The organism is Bradyrhizobium sp. S3.7.6, from assembly GCF_054061875.1.
The window spans coordinates 1,634,818-1,651,665 of the sequence record NZ_JBSSEQ010000001.1; the positions used below are offsets into that span (position 1 = coordinate 1,634,818).

A 16,848-nucleotide genomic window follows, 5' to 3' on the forward strand; every position below is an offset into this window, starting at 1 on the left:
AGCCATTGCATACGTTTGCATCAAAATTAGTCATTGAAAGCCGGAAGAGGACTGAGACGATGCTTATGAAGACAACCACCCGCGCGGCGCTGATTGCTGCGCTGGCTCTGACGACTGCGGCCGCGTGGCCGAGCGTGGCAAGCGCCGAAACCGTGCTGCGCATCGGCATGACCGCTGCCGATATTCCGCGCACATTGGGCCAGCCCGATCAGGGTTTTGAAGGCAACCGCTTCACCGGCCTCACCATGTACGACGCGCTCACGGGCTGGGACCTGTCCTCGGCCGACAAGGCGAGCGTGGTAATCCCGGGCCTTGCCACCGAGTGGAAGGTCGACGATGCCGACAAGACCAAGTGGATCTTCAAGCTGCGCCCCGGCGTCACCTTCCATGACGGCTCGCCGTTCAACGCCGATGCCGTGGTGTGGAACGTCGAGAAGGTGCTGAAGCAGGATGCGCCGCAGTTCGACGCCAGCCAGGTCGGCGTGACCGCGTCGCGCATGCCGACGCTGGCCTCCGCGAAGAAGATCGACGACATGACGGTCGAGCTCACCACCAAGGAGCCCGACAGCTTCCTGCCGATCAACCTCACCAACCTGTTCATGGCGAGCCCGGCGAAGTGGCAGCATTTCTACGACAAGGCGGAAGGCGCCGACGCCAAGGCGAAGTCGCAGGCCGCGTGGACCGCGTTCGCCAAGGACGCCGCGGGCACCGGCCCGTGGAAGATGGCGAGCTTCACGCCGCGCGAGCGCCTCGAGCTGGTGAAGAACGCGGCCTATTGGGACAAGGCGCGCGTGCCCAAGGTCGACAAGATGGTGCTCCTGCCGATGCCGGAAGCAAACGCGCGCACCGCGGCGCTGCTCTCGGGGCAGGTCGATTGGGTCGAGGCGCCGGCGCCCGACGCGTTGCCCGAGCTCAAGCAGCGCGGTTTCAAGCTCTACGCCAACGAGCAGCCGCATGTCTGGCCGTGGCAGTTCTCGCGCGTCGAAGGCTCGCCCTGGAATGACATCCGCGTCCGCAAGGCCGCCAACCTCTGCGTCGATCGCGAGGGTCTCAAGGACGGCCTGCTCGCGGGCCTGATGGTGCCGGCGACCGGCACCTTCGAGCCCGGCCATCCCTGGCGCGGCAAGCCGACCTTCGAGATCAAGTACGACAAGGCGGCTGCGCAAAAGTTGATGCAGGAGGCCGGCTTCGGTCCGTCAAAGAAGCTGACGGTGAAGATCCAGACCTCGGCGTCGGGCTCCGGCCAGATGCAGCCGCTGCCGATGAACGAATATCTCCAGCAGGCGCTCGCCGAATGCTATTTCGACGTGAAGCTCGACGTCATCGAGTGGAACACGCTGTTCACCAACTGGCGCCGCGGCGCCAAGGACCCCAGCGCCAACGGCTCGAACGCGACCAACGTCACCTACGCGGCGATGGACCCGTTCTTCGCGCTGGTGCGCTTCCTCCAGTCCGGCATGGCGCCGCCGGTCTCGAACAATTGGGGCTTCATCCACGAGCCCAAGTTCGACGAGCTGGTGAAGAAGGCACGGCAGACGTTTGATCCAGCCGCGCGCGACGCTGCGCTCGCCGAGCTGCACGCGGCCTCCGTCGACGATGCAGCCTTCCTCTACGTCGCCCACGACGTCGGCCCCCGCGCCATCAGCCCGAAGGTGACGGGCGTCGTGCAGCCCAAGAGCTGGTTCATCGACTTCTCGCTGGTGTCGATGCAGTAGTTCGCGCCACACGCTCAGTGCACCCTCTCCCCTTGTGGGAGAGGGCGGCTTCGCGGCAGCGAAGCCGGGTGAGGGGTCTCTCTCCGCGAGCGACCCTCTCTCTCATTCGATAACGCTGTATCTGCGGATAGATACCCCTCATCCGGCGCGCTGATCGCGCGCCACCTTCTCCCACAAGGGGAGAAGGAAGAAAGAAGACCAGTGCTCGCCTATATCGCTCGCCGCATCGTCTATGTCATTCCGATCGTCATCAGCGTGGCGCTGGTGTGCTTTCTGCTCGTGCACATCACGCCGGGCGATCCGCTGGTCGCCGTGCTGCCGGCCGACGCCTCGCAGGAGCTCGCGGCGCAGCTCCGCGCCGCCTATGGTTTCGACCGTCCGCTGCCGGTGCAGTTCGGCCTGTGGCTGCTGCGTGCCCTTCATGGCGATCTCGGCAATTCCATCGCGACGGGGCGTCCCGTGCTCGCCGAGGTCATGCGCGCGGTCAGCAACACCGTCACGCTCGCGATTGCGGCCGCCATCATCGGCTTCACGATGGGCATCCTGCTCGGCCTGATCGCCGGCTATTTCCGCGAGACCTGGATCGACAAGGTCGCGACCTCCTTCGCCATCGCCGGCGTCTCCGTGCCGCATTACTGGCTCGGCATGGTGCTCGTCATCATCTTCTCGGTGCAGCTGAACTGGCTGCCCGCGGTCGGCGCCGGGCCGAACGGCTCCAACTCCTGGGCCTGGGACTGGGCGCATCTGAAATATCTCGTGCTGCCGGCGATCACGACCTCGGTGATTCCGATGGGCATCGTCACCCGCACCGTGCGCGCGCTCACCGGCGACATCCTCAGCCAGGACTTTGTCGAGGCGCTGCGCGCAAAGGGCCTGCACGAAACCGGCGTGTTTCGCCACGTCATCAAGAACGCCGCGCCCACCGCGCTCGCGGTGATGGGGCTTCAGCTCGGCTACATGCTCGGCGGCTCGATCCTGATCGAGACCGTGTTCTCCTGGCCGGGGTCGGGCTTCCTGCTCAATTCGGCGATCTTCCAGCGCGACCTGCCGCTGCTGCAGGGCACGATCCTGATCCTGGCGCTGTTCTTCGTCTTCCTCAATCTGCTGGTCGACATCGCGCAAGCCGCGATCGACCCGCGCATCAAGCGGGGCTAGCCGATGAGCGAGCTTCCGTTGTCAGCGACCGCCGACGCCGCGCTCCAGGCCGCGCCCGCGACCAAGGCGCGCGGCTATTGGGCGACCGTCGGCCGCCGCATCGCCCGCGACAAGGTCAGCATGGCCTGCGCGCTGGTGCTGCTGCTGATTTTCCTCTCCGCGGTGCTCGCGCCGTGGCTCGGACTTGAAGATCCCTACAAGGGTTCGATGATCCGCCGCCTCCGCCACATCGGCACAGCAGGCTACCCGCTCGGCACCGACGAGCTCGGCCGCGACATGCTGGCGCGGCTGATCTATGGCGGCCGGCTGTCACTCGTTATCGGCATCCTGCCCGTGATCCTCGCCTTCTGCATCGGCACGTCGCTCGGCCTCGTCGCTGGCTATGTCGGCGGCAAGCTCAACACCGCGATCATGCGCACGATCGACGTGTTCTACGCCTTTCCCTCCGTGCTGCTCGCCATCGCGATCTCCGGCGCGCTCGGTGCCGGCATCCTCAATTCCATCGTGTCCCTGACCGTTGTGTTCGTGCCGCAGATCACACGTGTTGCCGAAAGCGTGACCACCGGCGTGCGCAACATGGACTTCGTCGAAGCGGCGCGTGCGTCCGGCGCGGGGCCCTTCACCATCATGCGTGTGCACATCCTCGGCAACGTCTTGGGCGCGATCTTCGTCTATGCGACCAGTCTCATTTCGGTCTCGATGATCCTGGCCGCAGGTCTCTCCTTCCTCGGCCTCGGCACAAAACCGCCGGAGCCGGAATGGGGACTGATGCTGAACACGCTCCGCACCGCGATCTACGTCAATCCCTGGGTCGCGGCATTGCCGGGCGCGATGATCTTTGCGGTCTCGATCTGCTTCAACCTGCTCTCGGACGGCCTGCGCAGCGCCATGGACATTAGGAACTAGGCCATGAGCGAGAGCAACACATCCGTTGAAATGCTGGAGCCGGTCGAGGACGTTGGCGGCGTCGCGCAACCGCTGCTCCAGGTCAACGGCCTGACCAAGCATTTCCCGGTGCGCGGCGGGCTGTTCGCCGCGAAACGCACCGTGCGCGCGGTCGACAACGTCTCCTTCTCGGTCGCGAAGGGCGAGACCGTCGGCATCGTCGGCGAATCCGGCTGCGGCAAGTCGACCACCGCGCGGCTGCTGATGCATCTGATGCCGCGCGATACCGGGGACATCATCTATGACGGCATGACCGTCGGCCAGGCGCTGTCGTTGCGCGAGCTGCGCCGCGGCATGCAGATGGTGTTCCAGGATTCCTATGCCTCGCTCAATCCGCGCCTGACGATCGAGGAATCGATCGCGTTCGGCCCGAAAGTGCACGGCATGGCCGATGGCACGGCGCGGGCGCTGGCGCGCGAGCTGCTCGGCAAGGTGGGCCTGCGGCCGGAAAACTTCGCCAACCGCTATCCGCACGAGATCTCCGGCGGCCAGCGCCAGCGCGTCAACATCGCGCGTGCGCTGGCGCTGTCGCCGCGGCTGGTGATCCTCGACGAAGCCGTTTCGGCGCTCGACAAATCCGTCGAGGCACAGGTGCTGAATTTGCTCGCCGATCTCAAGCGCGAGTTCGGCCTGACCTATCTCTTCATCAGCCACGACCTCAACGTCGTCCACTACATCAGCGATCGCGTGCTGGTGATGTATCTCGGCGAGGTCGTCGAGCTCGGCCCGGTCGACCAGGTCTGGGACAACCCTGCGCATCCCTATACGCGTGCGCTCCTTGCCGCGATGCCGTCGTCGGACCCGGATCGTCGCACCGAGAAGCCGCCGATCACCGGCGATCCGCCCAATCCGATCGATCCGCCGCCGGGTTGCCGCTTCCACACCCGCTGCGCGTTTGCGGAGCCGCTCTGCGCAAATGCAGCACCAAAGCTCACCGCGCTCGATACAATGGGCCACGAAGCCGCGTGCTACATGGCGATACCGGGATCAGGCCATAGCCGCGCGCCCGCAGAGGAAACAGCATGACAAGACCGACACCCAAAGAGATCAAGCCGATCGCGCAGATCGCCGGCGTCCCTGTTGATGACGAGATCGCGACGCGTATCTCCAATTCCATCGGACCGGCCTTCGAAGGCTTTGCGGCCATCGCCGGCACGCTGCCGTTCGATCTCGAGCCCGCGCTCTATCCGATCGCGCAGACGCAGAAGGTGTCGAAATGAGCCGTGAGCCTGCATTGATGACGCTCACCGAGGTCGCGCGCGCGATCGCGATGAAGCAGGTGTCCTCGCATGAGGTGACGCGTGCGCTGCTGCACCGCATCGCGCAGTGGCAGCCGCATCTGAACGCCTTCATGTCGGTTGAAGCCGAGTCCGCGTTGAAGGCTGCCGATGCCGCGGATGCCGAGCTCGCCAAGGGCAATGTCCGCGGTCCGCTGCACGGCGTGCCGCTCGCGCACAAGGACATGTATTACGACGCAGGCCACGTCTCGACCTGCGGCTCGCTGATCCGCCGCGACTTCGTGCCGACCGTCACGTCCACGGCCTTGCAGCGGCTGAAGGATGCCGGCCAGGTCCGCCTCGGCACGCTGCATCTGGCCGAATTCGCCTATGGCCCGACCGGCCACAACGCCCATTATGGCCCGGTGCGCAATCCCTGGAACGTCGCGCACATCACCGGCGGCTCCTCGTCGGGCTCGGGCTCGTCGGTCGCGGCGCGCCTGACGTTTGCGGCGCTCGGCTCCGACACCGGTGGTTCGATCCGCATGCCCGCGCATTTCTGCGGCGTCACCGGGCTGAAGACCACCGTCGGTCGCGTCAGCCGCGCCGGCGCGATGCCGCTGTCGCAATCGCTCGACACCGTCGGTCCGCTCGCCCGCACCGCCGAGGATTGCGCGCTGCTGCTGGCGCTGATGGCCGGTCCCGATCCCGCGGATTCGACCACCAGTCATGAGCCGCTGTCCGACTATGTCGGCGCCACCAAGGGGTCGCTCAAGGGCCTGAAGATCGGCGTGCCCGCGTCCTTCTATGTCGACGATCTCGACGGCGAGGTCGCGCGCGTGCTGGACGAGACCATCGCGGTGCTCAAGCGCGAGGGCGCCGACATCGTCACAGTCGAGCTGCCGGACCAGCGGCAATTGTCTGCGGCAAGCCAGCTCGTGCTCGCGGCCGAAGCGGCCGCCTTCCACAAGCGCTGGATGATCGAGCGTCCGCAGGACTATGGCCCGCAGGTCCTGATGCGGCTTCAGAACGGTCTCGCCGTTCCCGCCATCACCTATCTCGAAGCCATGCGCTGGCGCGGCCCCGCACTCGCCGCGCACAATGCGGCCACCGCTGGTGTCGATGCGGTCATCGCGCCGGCATCGCCGGTGCCGGCGCCGACGATCGAGGAGAGCGACGTCGGCGGCGGCCCGAACGCGCCGGCGATGGTGCAGCGGCTGACGCTGTTCACCCGCCCGGTGAATTTTCTGGGCCTGCCGTCGCTCACCATTCCCTCCGGCTTCACGAAAAGCGGCCTGCCGGTTGGCATGCAGCTGATCGGCCGCTCCTTCGATGAAGCGACCTTGCTCACCATCGGCGCCGCCTTCCAGCGCGTCACCGACTATCACGATAGGTTGCCGAAACTGCCGTCATGACAAAGCTCGTCGACATCTCAGGCCTCAACATCCGCTTCACCGGGGAGCGCACGGTCTATGCCGTGAACGATCTCAGTCTCTCGCTCGGTGACGGCGAGGTGCTGGGCCTGCTCGGCGAGTCCGGTTCCGGCAAGAGCGTGACCCTGCGTGCGCTGATGCGGCTGCTGCCGAAGAAGCGCACGCAGATTTCGGGCAAGGTCAACGTGATGGGCCGCGACGTGCTCGCCATGAACGACGAGGAGCTGTCGTCGTTCCGCGGCCAGACCGTGTCGATGATCTTTCAGGAGCCCGCGCTCGCGCTCGATCCGGTCTACACCATCGGCGCGCAGATCGCCGAAAGCGTCGTGCGCCACGAAGGCAAGAGCCTTGCGGAAGGGCGGGCGAGGGCGCTCGAAATGCTCGAGGTCGTGCGCATTCCCTCGGCCAGGCGGCGGCTGGATGCCTATCCGCACGAGATGTCCGGCGGCATGCGCCAGCGCGCGATGATCGCGCTGGCGCTCGCCTGCCGTCCCAAGATCTTGCTGGCGGATGAGCCGACCACCGCGCTCGATGCCACCGTGCAGATCCAGATCCTGCTGTTGCTGCGCGAGCTTCAGCGCGAGTTCGGCATGTCCGTCATCTTCGTCACCCACGACATAGGTGTTGCGATCGAGATCTGCGACCGTGTCGCGGTGATGTATGCTGGCCAGATCGTGGAGCAGGGGACGCTCCGCGACATCGTCCGCACGCCGGTGCACCCCTACGCCAAGGGCTTGCTCGCCTCCACCATCCACGGCGCCAAGCGCGGCGCCCGGCTGGAGACCATCCCCGGCACCCCGCCCTCGCTGGCCGAAAAGCCGAACAACTGCTCCTTCGCCCCCCGCTGCACGGTCGCCCAGCCGCGGTGTCTGGAGCAATTGCCTGCGAATGTGGAGGTCGGACCGGGCCGGGCGGCGAGGTGCGTGCTGGCGGAGCCGGTGACGGCGTCGTAGTTCGTTCTCCAGCCGTACTACATCCCCGCGCAACACTGCGCTCCCTCCCCCTTGCGGGGGAGGGCGGGGGAGAGGGGTAGCCACAAACTCAGACCTCGCCCGTGGCCACCCCTCTCCCAGGCCCTCCTCCGCAAGGGGGAGGGAATGAGAGAGCGGCGCGTCCCTCACTTCAAATCGCGCACTTCTTCAGAATCCCTCTACGACAACACCGACTTGTCACAGTTCACCTCGCACCGCCGGCCAACTGCACTCCTACTGTGCATGGGGTTGTTTTCGACATTTTTATCCGAACCGACCATTCAGACCCCATTCATCCCGGTTCCGGTTCCATGCCCCCGTTCATGGAGAGGGACTTCAACTTATGTACATTTCTGGCCAAGGCCTCATCGTCATCCTGTTCGTCGGCCTCGTCGCCGGCTGGCTCGCCGGCAAGGTGGTGCGCGGCAGCGGGTTCGGCATCATTGGCGACATCGTGATCGGCATCGCCGGCGCGTTTGTCGCAAGCTTCCTGTTCCCGAAGCTCGGCATCCATCTCGGCACCGGCCTCGTGTCCGAGATCATCTATTCCGCCATCGGCGCCATCATCCTGCTCCTGGTGGTGCGGCTGGTGCGCGGCGGCGGCCGGCTCTAGCGTCACATTGGCTCGGTGAGCCAGAACTTTCGCCTCTCCCCCGCTGGGGAGAGGCCGCGATGTCTGCTATAAAAAGCCGCAAAGACTGTGAAATACCGGACTTGCGTGCGAGGCCGTCAGGGGTAGAGGTGGCCTATCAGGGACCTGGATTAATTCGGCCGCGTTCGTCGCGGGGGAATACGATGTTAATCCGGGTCGCGTACCCCTGAACGACCTAGGAAATCAGGGGCGTTGCCCCTTACCCGAAAGAGATCAGACTGATGGCAGCCGTACCCGGCGTCCGCCGTTCAGAGCTCGGTGACGCCTTGCGTGCTTGTCGCACGGCGTTCGTCGGCGTCGGCTTGATGAGCTGCATGATCAACCTGCTCTATCTGACTGGGTCGATCTTCATGCTGGAGGTCTACGACCGGGTTCTGCCGAGCCGCAGCGTTCCGACTCTCGTCGGCCTGATCATCATCGCCAGCTTCCTCTATATGGCGCAGGGCATGCTCGACATGATCCGAAACCGGATCCTGGGGCGGATCGGCACGGCGCTCGATGAAGCCCTCAACAAGCGCGTGTTCGACACCGTCGTGCGCCTGCCGCTCCTGGTCGGCAGCCGCAACGAGGGCCTGCAGCCGCTGCGCGACCTCGACAATGTCCGCTCGTTCCTCGGCGGCATGGGTCCGAGCGCGTTCTTCGACCTGCCCTGGCTGCCGCTGTACCTGGCCATCTGCTTCGCCTTCCACGTCATGATCGGCCTCACCGCTCTGGTCGGCGCCATCATCCTGGTCGGGCTGACGCTGGTCACCGAATTCATGTCCCGCCAGCCGGCCAAGGACGCGATGGGCCTTGCCGCCCAGCGCAACGATCTCGCCGCCTCCAGCCGACGCAACGCCGAAGTCATGGTGTCGATGGGCATGACCGGCCGGATGAACCAGCGCTGGAGCGAAGCCAACGAAAAATACCTCGACGGCAATCAGCGTGCGAGCGACGTCGCCGGCGGTCTCGGTGCGGTCGCAAAAGTGCTGCGCATGATGCTGCAATCGGCCGTGCTCGCGGTCGGCGCCTATCTCGTCATCCACCAGGAGGCGACCGCAGGCATCATCATCGCCGGCTCGATCCTCTCCGCCCGCGCCCTCGCGCCGGTCGATCTCGCCATTGCGCACTGGAAATCCTTTGTCGCGGCACGTCAGAGCTGGCAGCGCCTCACGCGCCTGCTGGAGCAGATGCCGCCGCAGACGATGCCGACCCAGTTGCAGGCGCCCACCAGTCGTCTGTCGGTCGAAGGCATCGCCATGGTGCCGCCAGGCGATCAGCGCCTCATCGTGCAGGACGTCACCTTCGCGCTCACCGCCGGCAATGGCCTCGGCGTGATCGGGCCGAGCGGCTCCGGCAAATCGTCGCTGATCCGCGCGCTGGTCGGCGTCTGGCATCCGGTCCGTGGCAAGGTGCGGCTCGACGGCGCGGCGCTCGACCAGTGGGCCTCCGACATGCTCGGCCGCCACATCGGCTATCTGCCGCAGGACGTCGAATTGTTCGGCGGCACCATCGCGCAGAACATCAGCCGTTTCGAGCCCGAAGCGACCTCTGACGGCATCATTTCCGCGGCGAAGGAAGCCGGCGTGCACGAGATGATCATCAAGATGCGCGAGGGCTACAACACCCAGGTCGGTGAGCAGGGCACCGCGCTCTCCGCGGGCCAGGCGCAGCGCGTGGCGCTGGCGCGTGCGCTCTACGGCAGCCCGTTCCTGATCGTGCTCGACGAGCCCAATTCCAATCTCGACACCGAAGGCGACGAGGCGCTGACCCGCGCGATCCGCAGCGCGCGCGAGCGCGGCGCCATCGTCATCGTGGTGGCGCATCGCCCGATCGGCGTCGAGGCGGTCGACCAGATCCTGGTGCTGCGCGACGGCCGTATGCAGGCGTTTGGGCCGAAGGAGCAGGTGCTTGCCCAGGTGCTTCAGCCGCGCGTGACGCCGCCGGCACCGATCAAGATCGTCAGCGAAGGCGGAGTGCCCAAGTCATGAGCACGATGGCTATCGGCGGCGGAAAGCCCGCCGCGAAGAGGACCGTGCGGGATTCCATCAGGTTTCATCTGATGCTCGGGCTGGCCATCGTGCTGGCCCTCGTCATCGGTCTCGGCGGCTGGGCGTCGACGGTGCAGATCTCGGGGGCCCTGATCGCGCCGGGCCAGGTCGTGGTCGAATCCAACGTCAAGAAGGTGCAACATCCGACCGGCGGCGTGGTCGGCGAGCTGCGTGCCCGCGACGGCGACGTGGTCAAGGCCGGCGATATCGTGGTGCGGCTCGACGACACGGTCACCAAGGCGAACCTCGCCATCGTCACCAAGAATCTCGACGCCGCGCTGGCGCGCACGGCGCGGCTCCAGGCCGAGCAGCGCGGTGTCGACAAGATCGAGTTTCCGCAATCGCTCCTCGATCGCGGCAACGATCCCGACGTCAAGAACCTGCTCTCCGCCGAAACCAAGTTGTTCGACGTCCGCGTCAATGGCCGCGCCGGGCAGAAGGCGCAGCTCCGCGAGCGTGTCCAGCAGCTCAACGAGGAGATCGAAGGACTCTCCGCGCAGGAAAAGGCCAAGGACAGGGAGATCGTCCTGGTGCAGCAGGAGCTGGTCGGTGTCCGCGATCTCTATGAGAAGCACCTGGTGCAGATCTCCCGCCTCACCACGCTGGAACGCGACAGCGCCCGCCTCAACGGCGAGCGCGCGCAATACATCGCCTCGCGCGCGCAGGCCAAGGGCAAGATCACCGAGACCGAGCTACAGATCATCCAGGTCGACAAGGACATGGTGAGCGAGGTCTCCAAGGATCTGCGCGAGACCAACGACAAGATCGGTGAAATGATCGAGCGCAAGGTCGCCGCCGAAGACCAGCTCCGCCGTGTCGACATCCGCGCGCCGCAGGACGGCATGGTGCTGCAATCGACCGTGCATACCGTCGGTGGCGTCGTCACCGCCGGCGACGCGCTGATGCTGATCGTGCCGCAGGCCGACGATCTCCAGGTCGAGGCCAAGGTCAATCCTGTCGATATCGACAAGCTCCAGATCGGCCAGAAGACGCTGCTTCGCCTGTCTGCGTTCAACCAGCGCACCACGCCGGAGCTCAACGGCGTCGTCAGCCGCGTGTCGCCCGACGTCACCACCGACCAGCGCACCGGGCAGAGCTACTACACCATCCGCGTATCGATGCCCGCGGAAGAGGTCGCCAAGCTCGGCGACTCCAAGCTGATCCCCGGCATGCCGGCGGAAGCCTTCGTCCAGACCGGCGACCGCACCATGCTGTCCTATCTGATGAAGCCGCTGCACGACCAGCTGATGCGGGCCTTCCGCGAGAAGTGACGCGCGAAAGCGCGTCGTCCCGGAGCGCGCCGCACACTCGCTGTCATCGCCCGGCTTGACCGGGCGATCCAGTATTCCAGAGGCGGCTGTGATCGAACCGGGACGCCGCGGCGTACTGGATGCCCCGGTCAAGCCGGGGCATGACAGTGGAGCGTGTGGTCCGCAAACCGCCCTTCGCTGACGATTGCCATCGTTCTTTGCTATAGTTCGACTCATGCCCAGCAACCCGGCGGTCGAACAATGCAGTCCCCACCCTCCATCGCCACCAAATCCTTCACCGACGCCGTCCTCGCCGTCGCCCGCCTCGAGGAAATCTACGAGCGCAACACGAAATTCCTGCGCGACCGGTTCGAGGCCTATGTCAACGGCGAGGCGATCACGACGCGGGTGCGGGCCTATTATCCCTTCGTCCGCGTCACCACCGCGACGTATGCGCGGCTGGACTCGCGTCTCGCCTACGGCTTCGTCGCCGGCCCCGGCGTGCACGAGACCAGCGTCACGCGGCCGGATCTGTTCCGCGCCTATCTCACCGAGCAGATCGGATTGTTGATCCAGAACCACGGCGTTCCCGTCGAGATCGGCGAATCCGCCGAGTCGATCCCGATCCACTTCGCCTATCGCCGCGACATCAATATCGAAGCCGCAATCACCACCAGCGAGAATTCCCTTGTGACGCGATCGCTGCGCGATGCGTTCGACGTGCCTGATCTCGCCACCATGGACGATTCGATCGCCGACGGCACTTTCGAGCTTCAGCCGGGCGCGCCCGAGCCGTTGTCATTGTTTCGCGCCGCCCGTGTCGATTATTCGTTGCGGCGGCTCTACCACTACACCGGAACCGATCCGGAGCATTTCCAGAATTTCGTGATCTTCACCAACTACCAGTTCTATGTCGATGCCTTCGCGCAGCTCTGCCAGCAGCGGCTGCAGTCCGGCGAGGCCGGCCTCGAAGCCTTCGTCGCGCCCGGCAATGTGAGCACGGGCAGCGGCGGCGCAACCAGCGGGGTGGCGCCTGCCCGCGCGCCGCAGATGCCGGCTTTCCATCTGGTCGCGCCTGGCTATCGCGGCATCACCCTGATCAACATCGGCACCGGCCCGTCGAACGCGCGCAACGTCACCGACCACGTTGCTGTGCTGCGCCCGCATGCCTGGCTGATGCTCGGCCATTGCGCAGGCCTGCGCAACACGCAGCGGCTCGGCGACTATGTGCTCGCCCACGGCTATGTGCGCGAGGACCACGTGCTCGACCGCGAGCTGCCGCTCTGGGTGCCGATCCCGGCATTGGCCGAGATGCAGGTCGCGCTCGAACAGGCGGTCGAGGACGTCACCGGGCTCGAAGGTTTCGAGCTGAAGCGCCTGATGCGCACGGGCACCGTCGCGAGCGTCGACAACCGCAACTGGGAGATCTCGGGGCCCGAGGTGATCCGCCGCATGTCGCAGTCGCGCGCGGTCGCGCTCGACATGGAATCGGCCGCGATCGCCGCCAACGGCTACCGCTTCCGCGTTCCCTACGGCACGCTGCTGTGCGTCTCCGACAAGCCGCTGCATGGCGAGATCAAGCTCGCGGGCATGGCCAGCGAATTCTACCGCCGCCGCGTCGGCCAGCATCTCGAGATCGGCCTGAAGGCGCTGGAGCGGCTCAAGCAGCAGGAATCGGAACGGCTGCATTCGCGAAAGCTGCGAAGCTTCGCCGAGGTCGCGTTCCAGTAAAGGACAACGTGACTGTCGTACGAACGCTGACGTCTCTGTGAGCACAGTGTCCCGGAATATCGCGGCCGACGCAGGGTTATCACGTCGTCCGGGGTCGCTTGAACAGGACAGGAGGCAGACATGATCACAGCGATGATCAGGCTCGTCACGCTCGGTACATTTGCGGCAGTACTGTTGAGCTCGCCGGCCTTTGCCGCCGGCGGCGGCGGTGGTGGTGGTGGCGGGGGCGGCATCAGCTCCACTGATCCCTATGCCGGAGCCTACGCGGATCAGAGGCTGCAGCCGCAGCCAGTCTACCCGAAGCGCTGGGGCACCAAGGCAACACACAAAGGCAGGAAGCCGAACAACCAGTCCAGTATCGGCGATCCCGCCTTCGCGGCCGGCTACCGCGTGGCTTATGACACCATCTACGAGCGAAACGACTATGCGACCGCGATCGAGCAACTAAAATCGCTCGGCCATGACGACCATCCGAACGTCGCCAACCTCATCGGTTATTCCTACCGCAAGCTCGGCGACTACGAGCAGTCGCAGGTCTGGTACGAGCGCGCGTTGAAGGCAGATCCGAACCACGTATTGACGTGGCAGTATTACGGGTTGTGGCAGCTCGAGCGGGGTAACCGCGAGCAGGCGCTCTATCATCTCAACCGGATCGCTGCCATCTGCGGGACGGATTGTGAGGAGTATCGATCGCTGGCCGCGGCACTCGACAAGCCGACCGGCACGGCGCTCGCCTACTGACGTCGGAGCCGGGCCGACCGACGGAAGCTCGCTGTTGATGAACATCGCATGACAGCGATGCCTCCTGGCGCGGGTGGTGACAAAGCGTCAGATTTTCAGCATTGTCCCGTTCGGGGGCGCGAACGGGACAATTGGATGCCGCTGTCGCGCGACAGGATCATCGGCCACGACCTCGAACGGTTGGCCTTCCGCTTCACGATGATGCGTGAGGATGAGGTCGTGCATTGCCAGATCAGCGATGCCGCGATGGACGAGCTCGCGGGCATGCAGGGCACCGAGAGCAGCGCGCGCCAGGCGCAATTCCTATCCCTGCGTGAGACCATCGAGCGGCTCGCGTCGGATATCTATGACGAAGCGCCGCGGGTCCAGGGATATGTGGTGCGGATCTTCATGCGGCATCTGGCAAGATAGCAGGGCATGCGTGCAACTCGCCACGGCTGCGAAAGGATTCATTAAGGGCAGCCTGTAGTTGCAATGGATGACGGTGACCCGGCGTGAGATGATCTCTCGCGGTAGCCCACACCAAAACTCTCACATGACCAGAAGATCAATCCTGCTGCTCCTCGTCGTCGCCCTGCTGGCCGGAAACCTGGCATATGCGAGCCTCTCCGGGCCGAGCGCGTTTGCGCGCGATTTCGATCAGAACATCGCGCGCTTCCCTTTGGCCGCGTCGATTGCCCGCAGCGATCCCGCGCTCAGGGCGGTCTTCCTTCGGGAGACCGAAGAGGCCTTCAACGAGGGCGGATGGCCCGCCGCCAATGGTGCACTCAACATGATCCTGGCGAGCGAGATGGAAGTCTATGCCGACGACGAGCACATCAATGCCCTGGACCGGGCGGAGCTGGCGACCCTCCTGAAGCTCGCGAGCAACCCGTTGGCTTGCAAGTCCTATCTGTTGGCCGGTTCCCAGCGCGGTGAGTTTACGGACGCAGCGCAAGAGGTTGCGGATCTTGGTGCGGCACATGGGGCGGCGATCGCAAACGGCTTCGAACGCAGGATGAAGGGTGTTGCCCGGACGCAGGCGAGCGACGCTGAAATCGCAGCGGTCGAAACGCAATTGCGTCTGGGGCCATTCGCGGAGCTCACCCGGCAGGAGCTTGGCGCCCAGTCGAGATACCTCGGCGGCAACGCTGCTCTGATGTGCAGCGCGGCGACCAAGAAGCAGCTCAATCTGCTTTCAATGGACAGTGCCGACTCGGCCTCCGCCTCGCGCAAGCGGAGAGCCGGGGAGTACGATATCGATATCGTAGAGGTTCGCGCGAAGCTCTGCCGCGAGCCCGGCAACGGCTTGTCCTGCTCTTAGACCGGCGCGGCGCCGGGCCGAGGGCCGCGTTACGGCTTGGCGCTTTCGGCGAAATGCTTGCGAAAGAACGCGACGACATCTGCGTGAGATCGAAATCCGGCGCATCGGTGCAGACGGCGGGCGCCTCCCGGGCGTCCTTTGGGGTGCAGGTCGCGAGGAAGGAAAAATGCCGGGCATTGTCCACGAAATGGTAGTCCGGCTTGATCGGAAGCCTTTGATTGATCGCTGCCGCACAGCATCCGGATAGACCATCGGCATTCTGCGCGGGGTCAGAACTCCACAATTGAACCGGCACTGCTATTGCTTTCAGATTCTCCTCGGGGAAGACGAACACCGGATAGGGATCGATGATGACCGCGGCCTTGACGCGCTTATCATGGGTCGTCGGCTGATCAGGAAGCTCGCCGCTTTCGAGTTGCTTGCACGCCCTCAGGCTGGAGGTCTCGCAATTCGGCAATCCCTTGCGCAGATCGGGATCGCCGCCGATGACGACAAGGCCGGTGTAGCCGCCAAACGAAAACCCGTAGAGCCCGATGCGCTGAGGATCGATGCGGGATGTGTCCGACCACCCGTCGAGCATATAGTCGATCAGCCGGCTCATGTCCGTGGGGCGCTCGACGAGAACCGAAAGACTGTCGGTGCGGCTGGTGTCACGCATGGTGTCGCCGGGATGATTGAGCGCCGCCACGACGAACCCGGCATCGGCCAAAGCCGCGGCGGTGTCATGGTGACCGCCGAACCATCCACGGCGGCCGTGCGACATCACGATGAGTGGAAGCTTTTCTCCGGTGACCGGACATGCGGGCACGGCGAAGAAGGTGGCGCCACGCGCATCCATCTCGCGAGGTGGCTCTGCACACGGAGTCCAGACCAGCAATCGGATTGCCGGTCCCGCCGGACCGGCAGGAATGTCGAAGTTTCTGACCCCGGCGGCTTGCGCCGTCGTTATCCCAAGGACGAGCAGGGTCGCGAAGACGAACGCAGGAAGTTGCATCATTGCTCCTATCGCGCCTGGGCGGTGACGCGCTTGCTCATGCGCCGGCACGACGGTCAGTCCGGCTGGAGATCGGGAGCGCGTGCGGTTCCCATGTGAGGGCGTTCACCCCTCCAGCTTCCTCAGCAACAGCTTCAGCGCCGTGGCAGCAAACATCTGCATGTTCGCAAACCGGTCGTTGTTGCCCGTCTCCAGCGTGATCACCTCCGCCGCGGGTCCCGAAACCGCCATGCAGCTGTGGCCGGCGGCATCGCCATAGCGGTTGCCGGTGGGGCCGGCGGCGCCGGTTTCGGACAGGCCCCAGTCGCAGCCGAAGCGGCTGCGCATCTGTTCGGCCAGCAGCTTTGCATAAGGCTCCGACGAGGAACGAAAGCCCTTCATTCCTTCGTCCGAAATATCCATCAGCACGCGCCTGGCATCGCGGGTGTAGACCACCGCGCCGCCGAGGAAATAGGCGGAGGCGCCGGGCACCGCGAGCAGGCTGGCCGAGATCAGGCCGCCGGTCGAGGATTCAGCCACTGCAATGGTCTGTTTGCGCGCGATTAGTCGGGCCGCAACCTGTTCCGCAATGCCGACGAGCTCTTTCATCCCTTTAACCTCTCAGTCCTCGCAACGGAGCTGTGCCTTCCTAGCATATGACAGCGGCCTTGGCCGAGTTGCGGACGACAGGCAGGCCTGCTTGAATGGTGGACAAGACAAAACGTGACGAGG

At 65.2% G+C, this 16,848-nt stretch carries 16 protein-coding genes; 15 read left to right on the plus strand and 1 reads right to left on the minus strand.

Features of this window, described 5'->3' with window-relative positions; genetic code table 11:
• Positions 1-59 precede the first annotated feature (59 nt).
• From ACVJ5M_RS07705 to ACVJ5M_RS07775, 15 genes are all read left to right on the plus strand, one after another.
• Positions 60-1,715, plus strand: a complete 1,656-nt coding sequence (locus ACVJ5M_RS07705; RefSeq protein WP_063980818.1) for an ABC transporter substrate-binding protein — start codon at positions 60-62, stop codon at positions 1,713-1,715.
• A gap of 201 nt (positions 1,716-1,916) precedes the next feature.
• Entirely contained in the window at positions 1,917-2,870 is a 954-nt protein-coding gene (locus tag ACVJ5M_RS07710) for an ABC transporter permease (protein WP_014498430.1), read from the plus strand.
• Between the two features lie 3 nt (positions 2,871-2,873).
• Positions 2,874-3,776 carry an ABC transporter permease gene (locus ACVJ5M_RS07715; RefSeq protein WP_014498429.1) on the plus strand — a complete coding sequence of 301 codons (903 nt, stop codon included), beginning with the start codon at positions 2,874-2,876 and terminating at the stop codon, positions 3,774-3,776.
• 3 nt (positions 3,777-3,779) lie between these two features.
• The gene (locus tag ACVJ5M_RS07720) at positions 3,780-4,841 is read left to right on the plus strand and encodes an ABC transporter ATP-binding protein (protein ID WP_063980819.1); all 1,062 of its coding nucleotides are present in this window, start codon (positions 3,780-3,782) and stop codon (positions 4,839-4,841) included.
• Positions 4,838-5,035, plus strand: a complete 198-nt coding sequence (locus ACVJ5M_RS07725; protein WP_018321359.1) for a hypothetical protein — start codon at positions 4,838-4,840, stop codon at positions 5,033-5,035. Before ACVJ5M_RS07720 ends, ACVJ5M_RS07725 begins: the two co-directional genes overlap by 4 nt.
• Positions 5,032-6,447 carry an Asp-tRNA(Asn)/Glu-tRNA(Gln) amidotransferase GatCAB subunit A gene (locus ACVJ5M_RS07730; RefSeq protein WP_063980820.1) on the plus strand — a complete coding sequence of 472 codons (1,416 nt, stop codon included), beginning with the start codon at positions 5,032-5,034 and terminating at the stop codon, positions 6,445-6,447. The genes ACVJ5M_RS07725 and ACVJ5M_RS07730 overlap by 4 nt, the downstream gene beginning before the upstream one ends.
• The gene (locus ACVJ5M_RS07735) at positions 6,444-7,418 is read left to right on the plus strand and encodes an ABC transporter ATP-binding protein (RefSeq protein ID WP_063980821.1); all 975 of its coding nucleotides are present in this window, start codon (positions 6,444-6,446) and stop codon (positions 7,416-7,418) included. Before ACVJ5M_RS07730 ends, ACVJ5M_RS07735 begins: the two co-directional genes overlap by 4 nt.
• 361 nt (positions 7,419-7,779) lie before the next feature.
• Positions 7,780-8,049: a GlsB/YeaQ/YmgE family stress response membrane protein gene (locus ACVJ5M_RS07740; protein ID WP_063980822.1), complete on the plus strand. Its 270-nt coding sequence runs from the start codon at positions 7,780-7,782 to the stop codon at positions 8,047-8,049.
• Positions 8,050-8,309: 260 nt separating this feature from the next.
• Positions 8,310-10,058 (plus strand): type I secretion system permease/ATPase, encoded by a 1,749-nt coding sequence (locus ACVJ5M_RS07745; protein WP_354099834.1) that lies wholly within the window; start codon positions 8,310-8,312, stop codon positions 10,056-10,058.
• A complete protein-coding gene (locus tag ACVJ5M_RS07750) occupies positions 10,055-11,389 on the plus strand; it encodes an HlyD family type I secretion periplasmic adaptor subunit (protein WP_063980824.1) in 1,335 nt (444 codons plus the stop codon). The genes ACVJ5M_RS07745 and ACVJ5M_RS07750 overlap by 4 nt, the downstream gene beginning before the upstream one ends.
• Before the next feature lie 240 nt (positions 11,390-11,629).
• A complete protein-coding gene (locus ACVJ5M_RS07755; RefSeq protein ID WP_063980825.1) occupies positions 11,630-13,099 on the plus strand; it encodes an AMP nucleosidase in 1,470 nt (489 codons plus the stop codon).
• Positions 13,100-13,219: 120 nt separating this feature from the next.
• Positions 13,220-13,840 carry a tetratricopeptide repeat protein gene (locus ACVJ5M_RS07760; protein WP_063980826.1) on the plus strand — a complete coding sequence of 207 codons (621 nt, stop codon included), beginning with the start codon at positions 13,220-13,222 and terminating at the stop codon, positions 13,838-13,840.
• A gap of 135 nt (positions 13,841-13,975) precedes the next feature.
• A complete protein-coding gene (locus ACVJ5M_RS07765; RefSeq protein ID WP_063980827.1) occupies positions 13,976-14,251 on the plus strand; it encodes a DUF1488 family protein in 276 nt (91 codons plus the stop codon).
• 67 nt (positions 14,252-14,318) lie between these two features.
• A complete protein-coding gene (locus ACVJ5M_RS07770) occupies positions 14,319-15,143 on the plus strand; it encodes a hypothetical protein (RefSeq protein ID WP_187387913.1) in 825 nt (274 codons plus the stop codon).
• Positions 15,144-15,426: 283 nt separating this feature from the next.
• Positions 15,427-16,236: a hypothetical protein gene (locus tag ACVJ5M_RS07775; RefSeq protein WP_456679271.1), complete on the plus strand. Its 810-nt coding sequence runs from the start codon at positions 15,427-15,429 to the stop codon at positions 16,234-16,236.
• A gap of 6 nt (positions 16,237-16,242) precedes the next feature.
• On the opposite strand, the gene ACVJ5M_RS07780 is transcribed toward ACVJ5M_RS07775, so the two are convergent.
• A complete protein-coding gene (locus tag ACVJ5M_RS07780; protein WP_063980829.1) occupies positions 16,243-16,725 on the minus strand; it encodes a CinA family protein in 483 nt (160 codons plus the stop codon).
• Positions 16,726-16,848 lie beyond the last annotated feature (123 nt).